This is a genomic window from Desulfohalovibrio reitneri (genome assembly GCF_000711295.1).
GTDB classification, from domain to species: domain Bacteria; phylum Desulfobacterota; class Desulfovibrionia; order Desulfovibrionales; family Desulfovibrionaceae; genus Desulfohalovibrio; species Desulfohalovibrio reitneri.
In genome coordinates, this window is record NZ_JOMJ01000001.1 from 1 (window position 1) to 16,755 (window position 16,755).

A 16,755-nucleotide genomic window follows, 5' to 3' on the forward strand; every position below is an offset into this window, starting at 1 on the left:
GTGACCAGCTCGTCCTCCTGCTCGTAGCGGATGGCCTCGGTGGGACACACCTTGGCGCAGACCCCGCACTTGCCCTTGGTGAAGCGGATGCAGAAATCCGGGTCGATGGAAGCCTTCTTGGGTATGGCCTGGGGAAGGGATGTTGATGGCCGTGGTGGTGCCCACGCCCTCCGTTGAAATAGTCCGCGGACTTCTTGCTGGGGCACTTCTCCATGCACAGCCCGCAGCCGGTGCAGGCCTCCCAGTCCACGTAGGTGGCCTTGCGGCGGATGGTGGCCGTGTAGTTGCCCACGTACCCGCTCAGCTCGTCGATCTCCGAGGAGGCGTAGAGGGTGATGTTGGGGTGCTGGGAGACGTCCACCATCTTGGGGCCGAGGATGCAGCTGGAGCAGTCCACCGTGGGGAAGGTCTTGTCCAGCTTGGCCATCTGCCGCCGATGGTGGACTGCTTCTCCACCAAAACGACTCCAGGCCGCCGTTGGCGCAGTCCAGCGCCGCCTGGATGCCGGCCACGCCGCCGACCACCATGACACCGCTTGTTGACCTCGAAGCTCTTGGGGGTCAGCGGGCGGTCGTAGCGCAGCTTGGAAACGGCCATGGACACCAGGTCCAGCGCCTTGCGCGTGTTGGCTTCCTTGTCCTTGCCGATCCAGGAGACGTGCTCGCGGATGTTGGCCATCTCGAACATGTAGCGGTTCAGACCCGCCCGCTCCACCGTGCGGCGGAAGGTGGGCTCCGTGCATGCGCGGGGTGCAGGAGGCCACCACCACGCCGTCGAGGCCGTGGTCGCGGATGGCCTCGATGATGCCTTCCTGCCCCTGCTCCGCGCAGGCGTACATGGTGTCCGAGGCGAAGGCCACGTCCGGCAGGGACAGGGCCTGCTCGGCCACCGACCCCACGTCCACGTTGCCGGCTATGTTGCTGCCGCAGTGGCAGACGAAAACGCCGATTCGCATGATTTCTCCGTTTCCCCGCCACGCCTCAGGAGGCGGCTTCGGCGGTCTTCCGTTCGGCTTCGCGCAGCGCGAGGCCGGGGTTCACGCACAGCTTGTTCAGGCCCAGGCTGGACTCGTCCAGGCCAAGGGCCAGACCGATGAGCTGGGTGTAGTAGAAAACGGGCATCTCGTGCTGGCTCTTGGTGGCCGCGTTGATCTGCCCCTGCCGCAGGTCCAGGTTCATCTGGCACAGCGGGCAGGCCGTGACCATGGCCATGGCCTGGTTGGCCTCGGCCAAGTCCAAAAGCTTGCCGAAAGACGCGCCACCACGTCCTTGCGGGCCACGCCGAAGGAGGCGCCGCAGCACTCCACCTTCAGCGGAAGGGAGCGACCTCCGCGCCGATGGCCTCCATGAGCCGGTCCATGGCCACCGGGTTCTCGTGGTCGTCGAACTCCATGACCTCGGGCGGACGGTTCATGATGCAGCCGTAGTAGGGGGCCACCCGCAGGCCGCTTAAGGGGCGCACCACCCGCTCGGCCAGCTTCTCCGGCCCCACGTCCTCGATGAGCGCCTGCAGCACGGACTTGACCCGCACCGTGTTGCCCACCGGCTCGTCCAGCAGGCTGTTCACCCGGCGCATGAACTCCTCATCGCCCATCCGGTGCACGGCCGTCTTGAGGTTGGTCAGGCAGCTGGGGCAGGGGGTGATGACCGTGTCCAGGCCCATCTTCTCCACCAACCCCAGGTTGCGCGCCGCCAGGGCGCAGGACAGGGTGTGGTCCACGGTGTGCGCCGGAGTGGAGCCGCAGCAGCTCCAGTCCGGAATGTCCACCAGATTCACGTCAAGGGCCTCGCAGATGGCCCGGGTGGACTGCTCGTACTCCATGGAGGTGCCGAGGCCGGAACAGCCGGGGTAGTAGGCGTAGGCGGGGCTCACTTGGAGGCCTCCTTGTAGCGCTGGAAGATCCGGGCCACGGCCTCGCGGCCCTGGATGCGGGACGGAGTGAGGTGCAGCTTGCCCTTGGGCAGGATGCGCGGGCCGAGCTCGGCGTCCGTCCAGACCTTGCCGGTCTTGGCGATGTACGAGGTCAAAAGGCCCATTTCGTACACCCGGCCGTGCTTGGCCACCGATTCCAGGAAGCTGTCCCAGAATACCTTCACGCCGCGCTCGGTGGCGTACCCCTCGCGCCGGGCCATGTGGCGCAACACGTCCACGATCCGCGCCACGTCGATGCCGTTGGGGCAGCGCGTGGTGCAGGACTCGCACGTGGCGCACAGCCACACCGAGTGGCTGGACAAGATCTGGTCCTTCTGCCCGGCCTGCAACAACCGCATCATCCGGCTCACCGGAATGTCGAAGGCGAAGGTGTACGGACAGCCAGCCGTGCAGTTGCCGCACTGATAGCACAACCGCACCCGCTGCCCGCTCTCCTCCTCGACCTGGCTGATGAACTCGTCATCGCGGGAATTGGAAAGATCGAGTATTTCCATGGAGTCGGTTCTTTGTTGAAGGTTATGTACAGGTCGCCGAGGCGGCCGGTAGTCCAAGGAGCGGTTACGTCCGTTAGCTCCCCCGGGAATCGCGGAAGGCCGTCCTCGGCGGTCGGTTCCGCTTGCCGCCATGAGGCGCGGCGCAAGGCCAAATGGAGGGGGGCCGTGATGCTCAATGGGAGAGGCAGTATTATTTGGTGTCTTTGCCGCCCGCTGTCAATGGCAGCCGCACAGCCATTTTCCCAGTGATCGCGGAATACAAGGCGCGTATGGCAGTCATGGCGAAGCGTGGTGGAGACTGGTCCGGTATCCGTGGATTTTCGTGAGCGGAGGCAAGCGGGATGGTCGTGAGGACGTGCGTGTGGGATTTTCGAGGTTCTCGAAAGATGGTCGTGATTTCGAAGCGGAAATGTTTTTTGATCTTTTCGGGAAGGCCGCATGACGGAGATGCACGCGATCATACCCGCAGCCGGGCATTCCTCCCGTATGAGCGGGTTCAAACCGCTCTTGCCCCTTGGTGATGAAGTCGTGGTGGAGCGGCTGATTCGGCTGCTGCGCGATGTCGGGGCGCGGCGGATCGTGGTGGTCTGTGGTCATCGCGCCGGGGAGTTGGAGCCGGTCGTGCGGGAGTCCGGCGGCGAGGCTGTGCGCAACCCGAAGTGGGAAAGCGGCATGTTCTCCTCGGTGCTGGCAGGACTGCAAGCCCTGGAGGGGGAGGAGGGGCATTTCTTTCTGTTGCCCGTGGACGTGATGCTTGTCCGGCGTGACACGTTGCAACGTTTGGCAAAAGCCCGGACAAAGCTGTGCGAATCCGTACTGCATCCGATTTTCCAGGGACGCAGGGGACATCCGCCCCTCATCCCGTTGTCATTGCGCGACGACATTATGAAGTGGAGCGGCGGGAACGGACTGGCCGGCTACTTTGCCCAGCGGGAGCGGCAGGCGGTGGAGATTCAGGTGGCTGACGAGCGCGTGCGCCTCGACGTGGATACCGGCGAGAACTACGCTAAGGCCTTGGACCTTTTGACCTGGGAGGACACGCCCAGTCGGGCCGAGTGCCTGGCGCTACTGGACATAACCCCGGGCGTGACGGACATGGGACGCAGGCACAGCCGTGCCGTGGCGAGGTTCGCCTTGCGCATGGCCGAAGCGCTCAACGTCGTCCGGGGGGTGGAGAATCAACTTGACGTGCGGCTGGTGGAAGCGGCCGGTCTGCTGCACGACATCGCCAAGGGGCTGCCCGATCACGAGCGGGCGGGTGGGGCCATGCTGGCGGACATGGGGTATCCCTGCGTGGGAGCGGTGACGGCGGAACATCGTGACGTTGATCCGCCAGAGGAAAGGCCGTTGGCTGAGCGGGAAGTCGTCTTTCTGGCTGACAAACTGGTTCAGGGGGACAGGCTGGTGCCGGTGCGGCGGCGTTTTCAATCCAAGATGGAGCAGCAAGCGGACGACCCCGAAGAGGTGGAGGCCATCAAAGGGAGGATGGAGCGTGCCCTGCGGGTTCAAGAATTGGTGGAGGATGAGTTGGGCGGGTCGGTGGAACGCGTCGCAGGGAAGGGCGACCCCCCTGGCTGATCTGCTCTCATTCAGGATAAGGAGCGCAGCACCTCGGCGCAGGCCGCGTCAATGGCCGCCTGTTCTTCCAGCCCCAAAACGGACGGGGAATGGAGTTGCCGCGCTTGCAGGCTTTCCAGGCGGGGGAGGCTCGCGGCCAGGGGGGGAAGGTGGTCGATGGCGGGCAGGTCCGCGTTTCCATGGTGGCGATTAAGGAAAAGGGCGCGTCGGCTCAAGCCCATCTCCTCAGCCAGGCGTGAGATATTGGCGGCCGTTTCCAGGCCACGCCGCGAAGGCTCGCTGACCACCACCAGGCCATCCACGCTTTGGATGGTGCCACGGCCCAGGTGTTCCACCCCGGCCTCCAGATCCACCAGCACGGTTTCTCCGCGTTGCAGCAGCAGATGAGCCAGCAACGCTTTGAGCAGCGAGTTGGCCGCGCAGGCGCAGCCTCCGCCCGCTCCGGCCACCGTGCCCATGACCAGCAGCCGCTTCCACCCGGGCGTCACACCGTCCTCAACGGAGCCTCCCAGGGGGAGGTCAACGCCCAGTTCTTCGGGCAGGTCGCCGACTTCCGGGTTGAGGTTGAGGTAGCCGGACCCGATTCGCTGGCGCACCAGATCCTCGCGGGTGACCAGCGGTTTCGGCAGGTCCTCGGGGGCCAGGCCGGAGGCCGCGCCCAGGGAGAGGGCCGTGTCGGCGTCCACCATCCAGACGGTGTGCCCTTGCCTGGCCAAATAATCGGCCAGCCAGGTCGTGAAGGTGGTCTTGCCCACGCCGCCTTTGCCGGCAACGGCCAGCTTCATGCCGTCCTCCCCAAAACTTCCTGGAAGAAAAGGGGACCGGCCACGTCGGCCGGTCCCCACAGCCTGTATCCCGTCGTCTAGGGGGTCAGTCCGAGACCCTCGCGTTTGTCCTTGATGCGCGCGTCGATGAGGTCGGCCGCCTTGAAGGGGTCCGGCTCAACGCCGAAGCACGCGCCCACGAGATCGTCCAACCCTTCCAGGGCCAGATTGGTGATCATCTCGCTGCCGGTGATGTGCGGCGGCAGACCCAGGTGGGTATAAATGCCGCTGGCCACGGCGTAGAGCCCGATGGCCGCGGCCTTTTCCGAATACCATTCCGGGGCGCTGGCGGCCACGGGCAGTTGGGAGATGTCCACGCCCAGGGCCTTGGCCAGCACGGCGCAGAGGTGGATGATGCGGGCGTTGTCCACGCAGCTGCCCACGTGCAGCACAGGCGGGATGCCCAGTTTGCGGCAGACTGCCGCCAACCCTTCGCCTGCCTGGTCCGCCGCCTCCGGCACCATCAGTCCGGCCTTGCCCATGGCCACGGTGGCGCAGCCCGTGACCACCACCAGCACGTCGCGTTTGATGAGCTCCCGCGCCAGGTTGGTGTGCACGTGGTCGTGCTTCAGGCGCGGGTTGTTGCAGCCAACGATGCCCACCACGCCGCGCACCGCGCCGTCCTTGACCGCCTCGACCAGAGGTTCGGGAGAGCCGCCCAGTGCGCCGAGGATTGCCTCGTTGGAGAAGCCGGTCATGAGGTCCACCGGCTCGTCGGGAATCTCCACCCGGTTGGGGTCTCGTTTGGCGTAGGCCTCAATGGCCATGTCCAGGACCCCTCTGGCGCTTTGCAGTGCGTTGTCGTGGCGGAAGTCGATGTGGGTCGCCCCGGGGAAGTGCGCTTTGTTCGATGTGGAGATGAATGCGGTCTGGTAGCAGTCCGCAATGCCCACCAGGGAGGGCATGATGCACTGGTAGTCCACCACGATGGCGTCCACAGCCCCGGTCACCAGCGCCAGCTCCGTCATCAGATGGTTGCCGGCCATGGGCACGCCCTTGCGCATGAGCAGTTCGTTGCCGGTGCAGCACAGCCCGGCCACGTTGATGCCCTGGGCTCCCGCAGCCTTGGCTTTGTCGATGTATTCCTGGTCGCGCGCCATTGCCAGCACCATTTCGGAGACGATGGGGCTGTGGCCGTGCACCAGCAGGTTGACCTGGTCCTCCTTGAGCACGCCCAGGTTGACCTTGGAGCGGCTGGGAGAAGGGGTGCCGAAAACGATGTCCGAAATCTCGGTGGCGATCATGGAGCCGCCCCAGCCGTCGGTCAGGGAAACCCTCGCGGCGTGCAGGCAGATGCTGGCCGGGTCGCAGTCCACACCCATGTGGGTGCGGTGCATCATCTCCACTACGTCGCGGTCGATGCCCCGGGGGGGGATGCCAAGTTTTTCCCAGACCTGTTTGCGCTGTTCGGGAACGCGGCTCATGAAGGAAAGCGAGTCCGTGGCGAAGCCGAAGTCCTGCACGAAGGTTTCGGCCAACTCCCGGGCCAGTTCCTGGTCGTTCTTGCCGTCCGGGTCGAGCCCGGCCTCGGCGGCCACGGCGCGTAGCTTCTCGGGCTCTCGTACGGCGTAGTCCGTGGTTTCTCCCTTGCCTATGGCCAGAAGGGTTTCCACCAGGTCGCGGCCATGGTCCGAGTGGGAGGCCGCGCCCGCGGCCACGAAACGGCCGAAGTTGCGGGCCACGGTCAGGTCGGCGTCCGCGCCGCACACGCCCCGTTCGCGCCTGCCCCTGCCAGGAGTCAGCCGACAGGGGCCCATGACGCACTTCTTGCAAGTCAGTCCCTGCTCGCAAAATTTGCAGGCCGGGATCTGTTCGTCGAGCCTGTCCCAGACGGTCTCCACCCCGTCCTTGCGCGCCTTTTTGATCATTTGCTGGGCGTCTTTCCAGATGCTCAGTTCTTCCGGAGCGGCTGGTTTCTTCTCGGCCATTCCCATACCTCCCGAGTCTATTGGTATGTCGATCCCGGCCGGACACCGGGCATCCCCTCGCATACCAGTGTTCTTAGGAATCTAGTAGCACCGTCGCCTCCTGGTGTCTGTCGGTTGCCCGACAAAAATGAAACCAGGGTTAGAGATCGTTGGCGGTCCGTTCCAGCGCGTCCACGTCCGGCACCAGATAGACGCCGCGTCCATGGCGGCGAATCCAGCCTTCGCGCTCCAGCCGGGAAAGGGTTTCGGACACGGATTGCCTGCTCGACCCGACGATGGAGGCGAGTTGTTGCGTGGTCAGGTCGAAGCGAACCAGCACGCCGTCATCCGAGGGCGTGCCCTGGTTGCGGGCGGCGTAGACCACGAATTCCGCCACACGGCGGGGGATGTCCTTGAAGGCCAGCGAATTGATGATGGAGAAGGTGGACTTGAGGATGTCGCCCAGCACCAGGACCATGGTGCGGGGGAGGTGGGGGTGGTCCTGCAAGAGGATCTTGAAGCGGTTGGTGTCCACCAGCCACAGTGTCAACGGCTCCAGCGCCACCACATGGGCCCGGGTGTGGGTGGTGTACACATCCCCCGGCTCCAGAAAGCAGAGGGTGAATTCCTTGTCGTCATAGGCCAGGAATACCCGGGCCCGGCCGGAGGCCACCACAAAGACGCTGTTGTGGTGGGAGTGGGGGGAGGAGATCACCTGCCCGGCGAGGAAGGAGCGGCTGGTTAACTCCCGCCGCAAGCCTTCGAACTCGGGCCGGGCGAGTTCGTCCAGGAGGTTGATGTCCATCAACCGGCTTTTCATCCGGGCCTCCCCATGGATAGTGACCGCGTGATTCTCCGCGGCGGGCTGTTTTTTTCTAGCACCGGGGCGATTGAGCGGCAAGGCGAGGGGTGAATGGGACACGGGCCTGCTATTGAAAATAACGATTTGTTCTATAGATGTATCCAGGGTAGCAGAACAATATGGAGCATCGCGGCCTCGGTACGTCCCATGGCACCATCCCGGAAATCCTGTTCCGTTCGGCGGCCTCACCCTGGACCTGCAGATTGATTCGTCTCGGTCTGGCCGGGATGTTTTTTGCCGCCGGTGTGTTGAAAATGGCCGACGTGGGCGGATTCACCGAAACCATCCGTGCCTTTGGCATGGTTCCCTGGTCACTCGCCCCGGTTCTGGCTGTGGCGCTGCCCGTGCTGGAAGTGGCCTCCGGAGTGGGGTTGGCCCTGAATTATCGCTGGGCGCATTTCCTGGCCGCTGGAATGCTTCTTGTTTTCATGGCCGTGCTGTTGCGGGCAAAGACCCTGGGGCTGGACATCGACTGCGGCTGTTACGGCCCCTCTGACCCCGAGGCTGAAGCATTCGCCTCCATCGATTCCTCGCTGTACCGGGACGCATTCATGCTGGCTGCCCTGGGGCTGGTCTGGTGGCGGCGCCGGGCATTTGGGGAAGGCGCCCGTTCCTCGTGAAAACCATTCTGTAATTCGCAACCACAGGAGAAGACATGATCCAGACGCGTTCCCTTGCCCTTCTCGCTTGTCTGGCGATGCTGGCCGTTCTGGCCGCTGCGTGCGGCGGCGACGGCAAGTTCGCCCAGGAGGCGGAAACGGAGAAGGCTGCCGTGAAACTCGTGCGCGATACCGCTCGCGGAGGCTACGACTTGGTTTCCAGTGAACAGCTCAAGGAATGGACCGACCAGGGCAAAGATATGCTGGTGGTGGACACCATGCCCTTTGAGGCCAGCTACGCCAAAGCTCATATTCCAGGCGCGAAGCAGTTTCTTTTTCCCATACCGGACATGGCCGAATGGAGCACCGAGCAGACGGGCGGCAAGAGCAAACAGGACTTCGCCGATCTGCTGGGTCCGGACAAGTCCCGCACCATCGTCATCTACTGCGGCTTCGTGAAATGCACCCGCAGCCACAACGGCGCGGCCTGGGCCAAGCGGCTGGGGTACGAGAACGTTTATCGCCATCCCGGCGGCATTTATGCCTGGAAGGGCCTTGGCTACCCCGTGGAGAGCGTGGAGTAGGCGAGTTCAGACCAGCGCGTTTTCCCGCTGGGAATCCATGGCGAAAAGGCAGGCGGTGCCGGCCGCCCGCCCCCTGGCCCGCAGCGTCTCCAGATTGGCTTCGGGAGAAAGGCTGAAAAGGGTCAGGGACGCCGTGGGGTAGCCTTCCACCCGGCACAGGTCCAATTCCTCGTCGCTTGTGGCCGTGCGCATCATGGCGTTGGGGATGCGGGCCATCTCAACCGCGCCGTGGAGGTAGGTTAGCGCTTCCTCTCCTTCGTTATCACTGTCGAGGCGTGCGGTAATGGCCAACTCGGTGTTCCAATTGCGCTTGGGCTTGTAGGCCAGAAGGAGCGACAGGTCGGCTTGGTCCAGGTCCGTGCCCAGCTTCCAGCCTTTGCGCGGCTTGTCGAGCACCAAGTGGACAGTTCCGCTCAAGGGCGTGGCGGCGGTATCGGGGTGATTTTCCTTTTCCGCATCATCGTCCTCCGGCTCGTCTTGGTAGATGACCACGCCGAGATCGTATGAGGCGGCATCTCGCACCAGCCGTTCCAACTCCTGACCCCGCCGTTTGTCCGGGGTGAGGCGCAGGAAGATCATGTCGGAACGGAAGAACGCCCCGCCCAGGGCCTCCAGCCCGGCGGCGACGTTTTCGCTGAATGTGGCCGCTCGTACGACTGTCCAGGTGGCGAAGACGGAATCGTCGCGCAGTTTGTTCTCCAGTTCAGGCAGGTTGGAGGTGAGTTCCTCGTAGTTAGTCGGTCCTGAAAAAGGCCTTTCAGATTGAATCAGGCGTACTTTAGTCTGCCCCGACTCCAGGTTCCGAAGCAGAGCCAAGGGGCGAAAAGAGACAAAAAGTGCTTCAGTCCCCGCATCCACTTCTTGAAGTTGAACGCGGCTGCGGCCATCAGCAGGTTGATCGCATCACCGAGGGCCCCTTTCAGGAAGTTTTTGGCCATGCGGAAGTCGTGTTTGAGATGTCCGATCACCGGCTCGATGCCAGCGCGTCTGCGAAAACGTTGCCTGGCCTTTCGTCTCTGGTAGGGCGTGTCGCTTTTCTTCGGCCGGCCCGGAATCAGAATGCTCGTGTCACCGACTTTTTTGCGCCCCCTGTAACCCCGGTCACAGATGGCCGCCTCGGGGCAGGATTCCGTGATTTGCGAAACTTGCTCCAGAACATCCGGCAGGGTGTGACCGTCGAAAACGTTCTCCTTGAAGGACATGGCTCCTACGATCACACCGGTGGTCTTGGTCCAGGCGATGGAGGCCTTGCGTCCGAACTCGTACTTTTTGTGCTCTTTGCCCTTGCCGATGCAAAGCACGTCCGGTTCGTGCAGGCTGTAGATCTTGTTCTTGTCGGTACGTTTCTGGTCATGGACCCGGCGGAAGAGCTGCATAGCTTCCCTGTGCCTGGCCAACGAATCCCTGGGCAGTTTGCGCTCAAGTTCGCGGATCAGGACGCCAGCCATGGTCCGAATGCGTTTGATGATCTTGCGACTCTTGAATCGCTGGCGCAGGAGGCCTGGCAATTCACGGCGGAAACTGCGGCGCAAGCTGATTCCTTCGAACTCGGCGATGGCCCTGCATCGCTTGATGACCTTGGTCAGAAGCTTCACGTCAGTGGGGAAGGTGATGTTCTTCTCCTGGACCGTGGTGTCCACGGCGATCTCCCGCTCCATGGCGTCGTCGCCGTGCAGACCCACCGAGACCTCGAAGATCAAACGCGCCCCACCCTCGCCGATGCGTTTGCGGAAATAAACCAAGTCCGTGGGGTCACAAGGAAGCCTCCACCGGAAATGCGTCTCACCGCAGAAGGCCTGATAGTAGGGGTTCCGGACCCAAGCCTCAATGACACGCTCGTCGCTCAGATTTTCAAGCTGCTTGAGGATCATGAGCCCGACCATGAGTCTGATGGGCTTTGCTGGACGACCATACTCACTATAGAGGCTAGAAAACTCCTGCTCGAACCTTTCCCAGGGGATGTTCGCTGCAAGCTTGAGCAGCGGGTCCTTGGGATTGAGCTGATCGATGAGGTCCTCGTAGAGGAAATTGCCCTGATCGCTTTTGGCTGGCTTGGCCTTCATCATCACTCCCGAACCGGTGACGGCGCGACCGGTTTCTTGCAGAATCACTACAGTTCCTGGTCGAGAATGATACATTGAATGCTACACTTTGTTAATTCTTTTCAGTGTCATAGATGTTTTTCAGGGCCGACTAATTACGTGCTCCGGTGAGCCCCAGCAGGCGGACGAATCCCTTGGGATAGGCTAGGTCCCGCAGCAGGCCATAGACACGCGCCACCTGATCGGAATTCTCCACCGGCACCAGGACGTTGGCCTTCCACGTCTTTTCCCTCGGGCCGGTGTACCGTTCCATTTTTTGGCCGCCCACTTGGCCATGACCGCCATGAGTCCGCTGCGCACGTCGCCGAAGGGCGCCTTGAGGTGTTTGCGCACCAGGTAGGTGTGCAGGATGAGCACGACCACAATCGCCACCAGGCTGAAGGTCGGATTGACGATGAACATGGCGAACAGGCAGCCCAGCGCTCCAACCAGGGAAACAAAGCGGGGAATGCGTAGTAGTGGCGGAAGCTGACCAGCTTGAGGCTTTGCTCCAGCAGGACCACGACGTTGATCATGGCGTAGGTCACCAGGAAGAACATGGTGATGAGAGGGGCTATGGCATTGAGGTTGCGGAGCATGAGCGCGGCCAGAACGATGGCCCCGGTGGCCATCATGGCGTTGCGCGGTTCCCCCGATTGGGTGCGCTTGGCGAAGATTCGACTGGCGGGGAGGACGTTGTGGGATGCCAGGGCCTGCATGATGCGCTGCGCGCCAACCACGGAGGAGAGGGCGGAGGAAAAGGTGGCTCCCAAAAGCCCGGCTAGAATGGCGGGGCCCCAGGCCGCCTTGTCCACCATGATGGTGTACTGCCCGGTTAGCTCGTCCACGGTGGCGCTTGCGGCCAGCCAATAGGTCAGGCCCAGGTAGACCAGCAGGCTCAGTCCGATGGCCCCGAGCGTGCCGATGGGAATGCTCTTTCTGGGGTTTTCAGCTCGCCGGACATGTTGGCCCCGGCCATGATGCCGGTGGAGGCCGGGAAGAAGACCGCGAAGACCGCCCAGAAGCCGACTCCCTGGAAGTTGGTTTCGGGGCTGCCGGGGAAGTTGCCCCACCATTGGATTGACTCGCTCATGGACCATTCGGCAGCGGCCCAGCCGATGGAGACCAACGAGCCCACGATGATGGCCAGGATGATGTACTGCACTTTGAAAGCCAGCCCTGCGCTGACATAGCCTATGCCGAAGATGATCGCGAACACGGCCAGATCGACCACGATGGCGGGGTGATCCGGGAAAATATAGGTCCAGCCCGCGCGGAAGCCGAAGATGTACATGGCCGCGGCCAGGGCCTGGGGAAATTTAGAGGGGAATGCCGATGCTGCCCCCCATCTCCAGGCCAAGGGACTGGGAAATGATGGAGAACGCTCCGCCGGAACCGATGCGGATGTTGGTCACCACGGAGGAGGAGAGCGACAGGGCGGTGAACGATGTGATGGCGAACGAGAGCAGGATGATGAGCCAGCCGCCAAGAAGACCCGCGTTGCCAACAACCCAGCCTTCCCGCAAGTACATGATGACGCCGAGGATGGTCAGCAGGGTGGGGGTGAAGACGCCGCTGAAGGTGCCGAACAGCTTGGCCCTGCCCTGGGGCTGGATGTGTTCCTCGACCGCTTCGCGGATCTCCCCGCCCGCGCTGGAGGGAGTCTCGACCTTTCCTTCGATGCGCTGCTCGTTTTCGTCGCGTTTCGCCATGGGCAGTCTCCGGTTTCCGAAAAATGAGAGTCTCTCGATTGGCGACTCTACTCCAAGCAGGAGAAAAAGTGAAAACATCGTCGTCGTTCAATGCGGTCTTGGTAAAAATACGCAGAGAAGGTACATTGGAATATCCTGCTGTCCCGACAACGTGAGCAACTGATCCGGTGAAGAAAGACGCCCCGCTACTCCTGTCAGTCCGCCCCATGGTCGTATGCCGGGCGCTGGGCATGTTCAGCCTCATTCTTGCGGGACTGACGGCCGTGCCGCTGGTTGTCTCCCTGCTGTTCGGAGAGTGGAACCTGTCGCTGCGCTATCTGGCGGTAATAGCCTTTTTCCTGGCGGCCTACGGCGGGGCGCGGCGGTTGCGCGTCTCTCTTCGGGGTATCCAGGTCAACGAGGTCTTCGTGGTGGTGGCGCTTCTCTTCGCCCTGGTGCCGCTGGTCATGACCTATCCCATGAGTTCCGCCGGGATGGGGTTTATGGACGCCTACTTCGAAGCCCTCTCCGGAGCCACCACCACGGGGCTTAGCACGCTGTCCACGGTGGAGGGGCTGCCGGAGACGTTTCTCTTCGCCCGGGCCTGGATGCAGTGGTACGGGGGCCTGGGCATCGTCATCCTTTCCCTAGCGCTTCTGGTTGGGTCCGGCGGCGCGGCCAAGCGGCTGGCAGCGGCCGAGAACGTTGAGGACGACCTTTTCGGCGGGACCAAGACCTACGCCCGCCGGGTGCTGAGCATTTACCTGGCCATCACCCTGGCCGGGCTCGTGCTGGTTGTGGCCTGCGGCGCACGGCCGTTCCAGGGGCTGCTCCTGGTCCTGGCCGGGGTCTCCACCGGTGGTTTCGCTCCGCTGGACGCCAGTCTTGGGGGATACAGCTTCCTTGTCAGGCTGGCGGTTGTGTTTGTCTGTCTCGCCGGGTCCATGGACCTTATCATGTATGCGCCGCCTTATCGAAGGACCAAGGCCCGCCGGTTCGCCTACATGGAGGCCTTCGCGTTGCTCCTGCTGATTCTTCTGGCCGTGCTGGCCATGACCGCCTGCCTGCGGTTCGCCGAGGGCTGGGGGTGGTCCCAATCCCTTGGCAACGGGCTGATCATGGGCCTGTCCGCCCAGTCCACGGCCGGTTTCGCCAGCGTCGATCTCTCCACCGTCTCACCCGTGACCAAGGCGGTCCTGCTTCCGGCCATGTTCGTGGGGGGCGGTTCCGGCTCCACCGCAGGAGGGGTGAAGATTCTGCGGATTCTGCTATTCATGGGACTGTTGCAGACCTTTTTCGCCCGACTGAACATGCCCAGCCGGGCGGTGCGTCCGCCGAGAATACGGGACTTGCGGCTCCGGCCGGAGAGCATCCAGAACGCCCTGCTGCTCATCCTGCTCTATTCGAGTTTGCTCTTTCTCTCCTGGGCGGCCTTTCTGGCATACGGCCTGCCGCCCCTGGATTCGCTGTTCGACGTGGTCTCGGCGCTGGGTACGGTGGGGCTCTCGGCGGGGGTGGTGAAGCCGGGACTGCCGGATCCCCTCAAACTCATACTCTGTCTGGACATGCTCATGGGCCGTGTGGAGATAATTCCGGTGCTGTTGCTTTTCCACCCGGCAACCTGGTTCGCGAGGAGGGCGAGGACATGAGGACCGTATTCGTGGGAGCCGGCGAAACAGCCGTGCGCACTGCTGAATTGCTCATCGGCAGGGGGTATCAGGTGGTCATCGTGGAAAGCGATGAAGAGAAGATCGATGCGTTTTCCGAAGAGATGGATTGCAGTTTCCTGCAAGGCGATGGCAGCAATCCGGCCGTTCTGCGCCAGACCAATCCCGGCGACAGCGACGTCCTGCTCTGTCTGACCAACAGCGATCAGGACAACATTATCGCCAGCCTCGTGGGGCGCACTCTCGGTTTTGGCCGGGTGGTGACCAGCATAGCCGATCCTGAATACGAGCCCATCTGCCGCGAACTCGGGCTGAAGGACACCATCATTCCCACCCGCACGTTCAGCCGCTATCTTGCCGATATGGTGGAGGGAGTGGATATCCTTGAGTTGACCACGTACATCAAGGACACCGCCCGCTATTTTTCGTTCACCGCCGGAAAGGATGAAGCGGTGTCGGTGGAGGAACTGGATCTGCCGGAGACCGCCAGGGTCATCTGCCTCTACCGGGATGGCAGCTTCAAGCTGGCCGACAGGGAGACGGAGATTCGCAAGGGGGACGAGGTGGTCGTTCTCACCCACAGCGAAAACATGGCGGAGTTGGAAAAGCGGTGGCGGCCTGGAAGCGAAAAAGAGGAATGAGTATCGGCCCCGCGCACAGCGGCGGATACGCCCCTTTGCGCCTGCGCGGCGTGGGACTCGCTCTGCACGGCGAGCCATTGGTTCAGGGGCTGGATCTGGAAGTGCCTCCGGGCGAGGTGGTGACGCTCATGGGGCGCAGCGGGACGGGCAAATCCTCGCTGCTGGCCTACATGACCGGGACCCTTCCCCAGGCCTTCCGAGCCAAGGGAAGCGTTTCCATCAACGGGACGGGCCTTGACGGCCTTCCCCCGGAGCGTCGCAGGCTGGGCATCCTCTTTCAGGATGACCTGCTTTTCCCGCACATGACCGTGGGGCAAAACCTGGCTTTCGCCCTGCCATCAAGTCTCAAGGGCGGCGGAGCGCGTAAGGCCAGGGTCGAGGCGGCACTTGCGGAAGCGGGGCTGCCGGGTTTTGCTACGCGCGACCCGGAAACCCTTTCCGGTGGCCAGCGGGCCAGGGTTTCGCTGCTGCGGGTGCTGTTGGCCGAACCCCTTGCCCTGTTGCTGGACGAACCCTTTTCCAAACTGGACGTGCAGACGCGAACCTCGTTTCGCGCCTTTGTTTTCGACCACGCCAGAGGGCTGGGCCTGCCGACCCTCATGGTGACGCACGACCCGGACGACGCCCGCGCGGCGGGCGGCCCCGTAATCAACCTGGACGAATGACCCGGCTCCGGCCGGAACAAGGAGACCGCATGAATCGACTTCTCGCCGCTTGCTTTTGCCTGGTCCTCTGCCTCGCGGCCGGCGATTCCCGAGCCGCGGAACCCTGGGGGAAGGTGGTGGAACAGGCCGACGGGCAGACAGTCTACTGGAATGCCTGGGCGGGGTCCGAGGCCACCAACGAGTACATCCAATGGGTTGCCGACGAGGTCGAAAACCGATTCGGCATCACCCTCAAGCACGTCAAGGTGGCCAATTTGGCGGAGTCCGTGTCCCGTGTGCTGGCGGAGAAGTCCGCTGGCAAGACCGACGACGGGTCGGTGGATTTGCTGTGGATAAATGGCGAGAATTTCTTGGCCATGAAACAGAACGACCTCTTGTACGGCCCCTTCGCCGAGCGTTTGCCCAATTACGAATTGACCAATGCCGATGATTGGCCAACCCTGACCGAGGATTTCACCGTGCCCACGGAAGGGTACGAGGCCCCATGGGGCATGGCTCAGATCGTCTTTCTCCACGATACGCGGCGGTTGCCCGACCCACCTCGTTCCATGAACGAGTTGCTGGCCTGGGCGAAAAAGAATCCCGGGCGTTTCACCCACCCGCAAGTGAGCAACTTCATGGGCTCCACCTTCCTCAAGCAGGCCCTGTACGAGTTGGCCGAAGACCCGGAGGTGCTTCAAGAACCCGCTACGGACTCCAATTTCCAGCGGGTTACGGAGCCGCTTTGGGCCTGGTACGGCAAGCTGCGTCCGCATCTCTGGCGGGACGGCGAGCAGTTCCCCGAGAACGCCCCGGCCCAGCATCAACTGCTGGCCGACGCCGAGGTGGACGTCTCCATCTCCTTCCACCCTCCCGAGGCCTCCAATCTCATTCAGAACGGCCTGTTGCCGCCCACTGTGCGGACCTATGTGCTGGACGGCGGGACCATCGGCAACACCCACTTCCTGGCCATTCCCTTCAATTCATCGTCCAAGGAAGCGGCCATGGTCACGGCCAACTTCCTGCTTTCTCCCGAGGCGCAGGCGCGCAAGCAGGACCCCCGCGTGTGGGGCGATCTGACAGTGCTGGACCTGGACGGGTTGTCCGATGAACAGCGAAAGGTTTTCCATGAATTGCCCAAGGGGGCGGCCACCCTCTCCCGCGAGGAACTGGGCGACCCGCTTCCCGAGCCGCATCCCTCCTGGATGAACCGCATCGTGGAGGAGTGGGGACGCCGTTACTCCGGCTGAG

The 16,755-nt window shown here is 63.0% G+C and carries 15 protein-coding genes and 3 pseudogenes; 7 read left to right on the forward strand and 11 right to left on the reverse strand.

Going from position 1 to position 16,755, the window contains the following annotated elements; all coding sequences use genetic code 11:
- The 3 genes and pseudogenes from N911_RS16360 to N911_RS0100015 all read right to left on the reverse strand — a co-directional run.
- Positions 1 to 955 (reverse strand): annotated as a pseudogene (locus N911_RS16360) (4Fe-4S binding protein); the annotation flags it as partial.
- 25 nt (positions 956 to 980) lie between these two features.
- Positions 981 to 1,821 (reverse strand): annotated as a pseudogene (locus tag N911_RS16365) (CoB--CoM heterodisulfide reductase iron-sulfur subunit B family protein).
- Between the two features lie 47 nt (positions 1,822 to 1,868).
- A complete protein-coding gene (locus N911_RS0100015) occupies positions 1,869 to 2,426 on the reverse strand; it encodes a 4Fe-4S dicluster domain-containing protein (protein WP_029893168.1) in 558 nt (185 codons plus the stop codon).
- A 447-nt stretch (positions 2,427 to 2,873) separates the two neighbouring features.
- Between N911_RS0100015 and N911_RS0100020 the strand changes: the two genes are divergently transcribed.
- On the forward strand, positions 2,874 to 4,004 hold the full coding sequence (locus N911_RS0100020) for a DVU_1551 family NTP transferase (RefSeq protein ID WP_272913331.1): 1,131 nt from the start codon (positions 2,874 to 2,876) through the stop codon (positions 4,002 to 4,004).
- A gap of 11 nt (positions 4,005 to 4,015) precedes the next feature.
- Here the strand turns inward: N911_RS0100020 and N911_RS0100025 are convergent, their stop codons facing one another.
- The 3 genes from N911_RS0100025 to N911_RS0100035 form a co-directional block, all read right to left on the reverse strand.
- Positions 4,016 to 4,789 carry an ATP-binding protein gene (locus N911_RS0100025; protein ID WP_029893171.1) on the reverse strand — a complete coding sequence of 258 codons (774 nt, stop codon included), beginning with the start codon at positions 4,787 to 4,789 and terminating at the stop codon, positions 4,016 to 4,018.
- Positions 4,790 to 4,866: 77 nt separating this feature from the next.
- Positions 4,867 to 6,756, reverse strand: coding sequence for an anaerobic carbon-monoxide dehydrogenase catalytic subunit (cooS, locus tag N911_RS0100030; protein WP_029893173.1), 1,890 nt, complete (start codon positions 6,754 to 6,756; stop codon positions 4,867 to 4,869).
- Between the two features lie 139 nt (positions 6,757 to 6,895).
- Positions 6,896 to 7,555 (reverse strand): Crp/Fnr family transcriptional regulator, encoded by a 660-nt coding sequence (locus N911_RS0100035; RefSeq protein ID WP_029893175.1) that lies wholly within the window; start codon positions 7,553 to 7,555, stop codon positions 6,896 to 6,898.
- Positions 7,556 to 7,824: 269 nt separating this feature from the next.
- On the opposite strand from N911_RS0100035, the gene N911_RS0100040 reads away from it, so the two are divergent.
- Both N911_RS0100040 and N911_RS0100045 read left to right on the forward strand, forming a co-directional pair.
- A complete protein-coding gene (locus N911_RS0100040; RefSeq protein ID WP_237559853.1) occupies positions 7,825 to 8,217 on the forward strand; it encodes a MauE/DoxX family redox-associated membrane protein in 393 nt (130 codons plus the stop codon).
- A gap of 35 nt (positions 8,218 to 8,252) precedes the next feature.
- The gene (locus N911_RS0100045; RefSeq protein ID WP_029893178.1) at positions 8,253 to 8,780 is read left to right on the forward strand and encodes a rhodanese-like domain-containing protein; all 528 of its coding nucleotides are present in this window, start codon (positions 8,253 to 8,255) and stop codon (positions 8,778 to 8,780) included.
- A 6-nt stretch (positions 8,781 to 8,786) separates the two neighbouring features.
- On the opposite strand, the gene N911_RS0100050 is transcribed toward N911_RS0100045, so the two are convergent.
- From N911_RS0100050 to N911_RS18955, 5 genes and pseudogenes are all read right to left on the reverse strand, one after another.
- A complete protein-coding gene (locus tag N911_RS0100050) occupies positions 8,787 to 9,596 on the reverse strand; it encodes a hypothetical protein (RefSeq protein ID WP_029893179.1) in 810 nt (269 codons plus the stop codon).
- Positions 9,548 to 10,843 (reverse strand): IS5 family transposase, encoded by a 1,296-nt coding sequence (locus N911_RS0100055; protein ID WP_237559856.1) that lies wholly within the window; start codon positions 10,841 to 10,843, stop codon positions 9,548 to 9,550. Before N911_RS0100055 ends, N911_RS0100050 begins: the two co-directional genes overlap by 49 nt.
- A 130-nt stretch (positions 10,844 to 10,973) precedes the next feature.
- Complete coding sequence (locus N911_RS18665) at positions 10,974 to 11,135, reverse strand: hypothetical protein (RefSeq protein ID WP_237559854.1); 162 nt, start codon at positions 11,133 to 11,135, stop codon at positions 10,974 to 10,976.
- Positions 11,136 to 11,400: 265 nt separating this feature from the next.
- Positions 11,401 to 12,155: pseudogene (locus tag N911_RS19105) on the reverse strand (amino acid permease); the annotation flags it as partial.
- Positions 12,156 to 12,180: 25 nt separating this feature from the next.
- Positions 12,181 to 12,573 (reverse strand): hypothetical protein, encoded by a 393-nt coding sequence (locus N911_RS18955; RefSeq protein ID WP_051693741.1) that lies wholly within the window; start codon positions 12,571 to 12,573, stop codon positions 12,181 to 12,183.
- 230 nt (positions 12,574 to 12,803) lie between these two features.
- Between N911_RS18955 and N911_RS0100065 the strand changes: the two genes are divergently transcribed.
- Genes N911_RS0100065 through N911_RS0100080 form a run of 4 tightly spaced genes read left to right on the forward strand, consistent with a single transcriptional unit; the run spans position 12,804 to position 16,754 of the window.
- Positions 12,804 to 14,201, forward strand: coding sequence for a TrkH family potassium uptake protein (locus tag N911_RS0100065; protein ID WP_051693742.1), 1,398 nt, complete (start codon positions 12,804 to 12,806; stop codon positions 14,199 to 14,201).
- Positions 14,198 to 14,860: a potassium channel family protein gene (locus N911_RS0100070; protein WP_029893184.1), complete on the forward strand. Its 663-nt coding sequence runs from the start codon at positions 14,198 to 14,200 to the stop codon at positions 14,858 to 14,860. Before N911_RS0100065 ends, N911_RS0100070 begins: the two co-directional genes overlap by 4 nt.
- Positions 14,857 to 15,525: an ATP-binding cassette domain-containing protein gene (locus N911_RS0100075; RefSeq protein ID WP_081858996.1), complete on the forward strand. Its 669-nt coding sequence runs from the start codon at positions 14,857 to 14,859 to the stop codon at positions 15,523 to 15,525. The genes N911_RS0100070 and N911_RS0100075 overlap by 4 nt, the downstream gene beginning before the upstream one ends.
- Positions 15,526 to 15,554: 29 nt before the next feature.
- A complete protein-coding gene (locus N911_RS0100080) occupies positions 15,555 to 16,754 on the forward strand; it encodes an ABC transporter substrate-binding protein (RefSeq protein WP_029893189.1) in 1,200 nt (399 codons plus the stop codon).
- The last annotated feature ends 1 nt before the right edge of the window (position 16,755 follow it).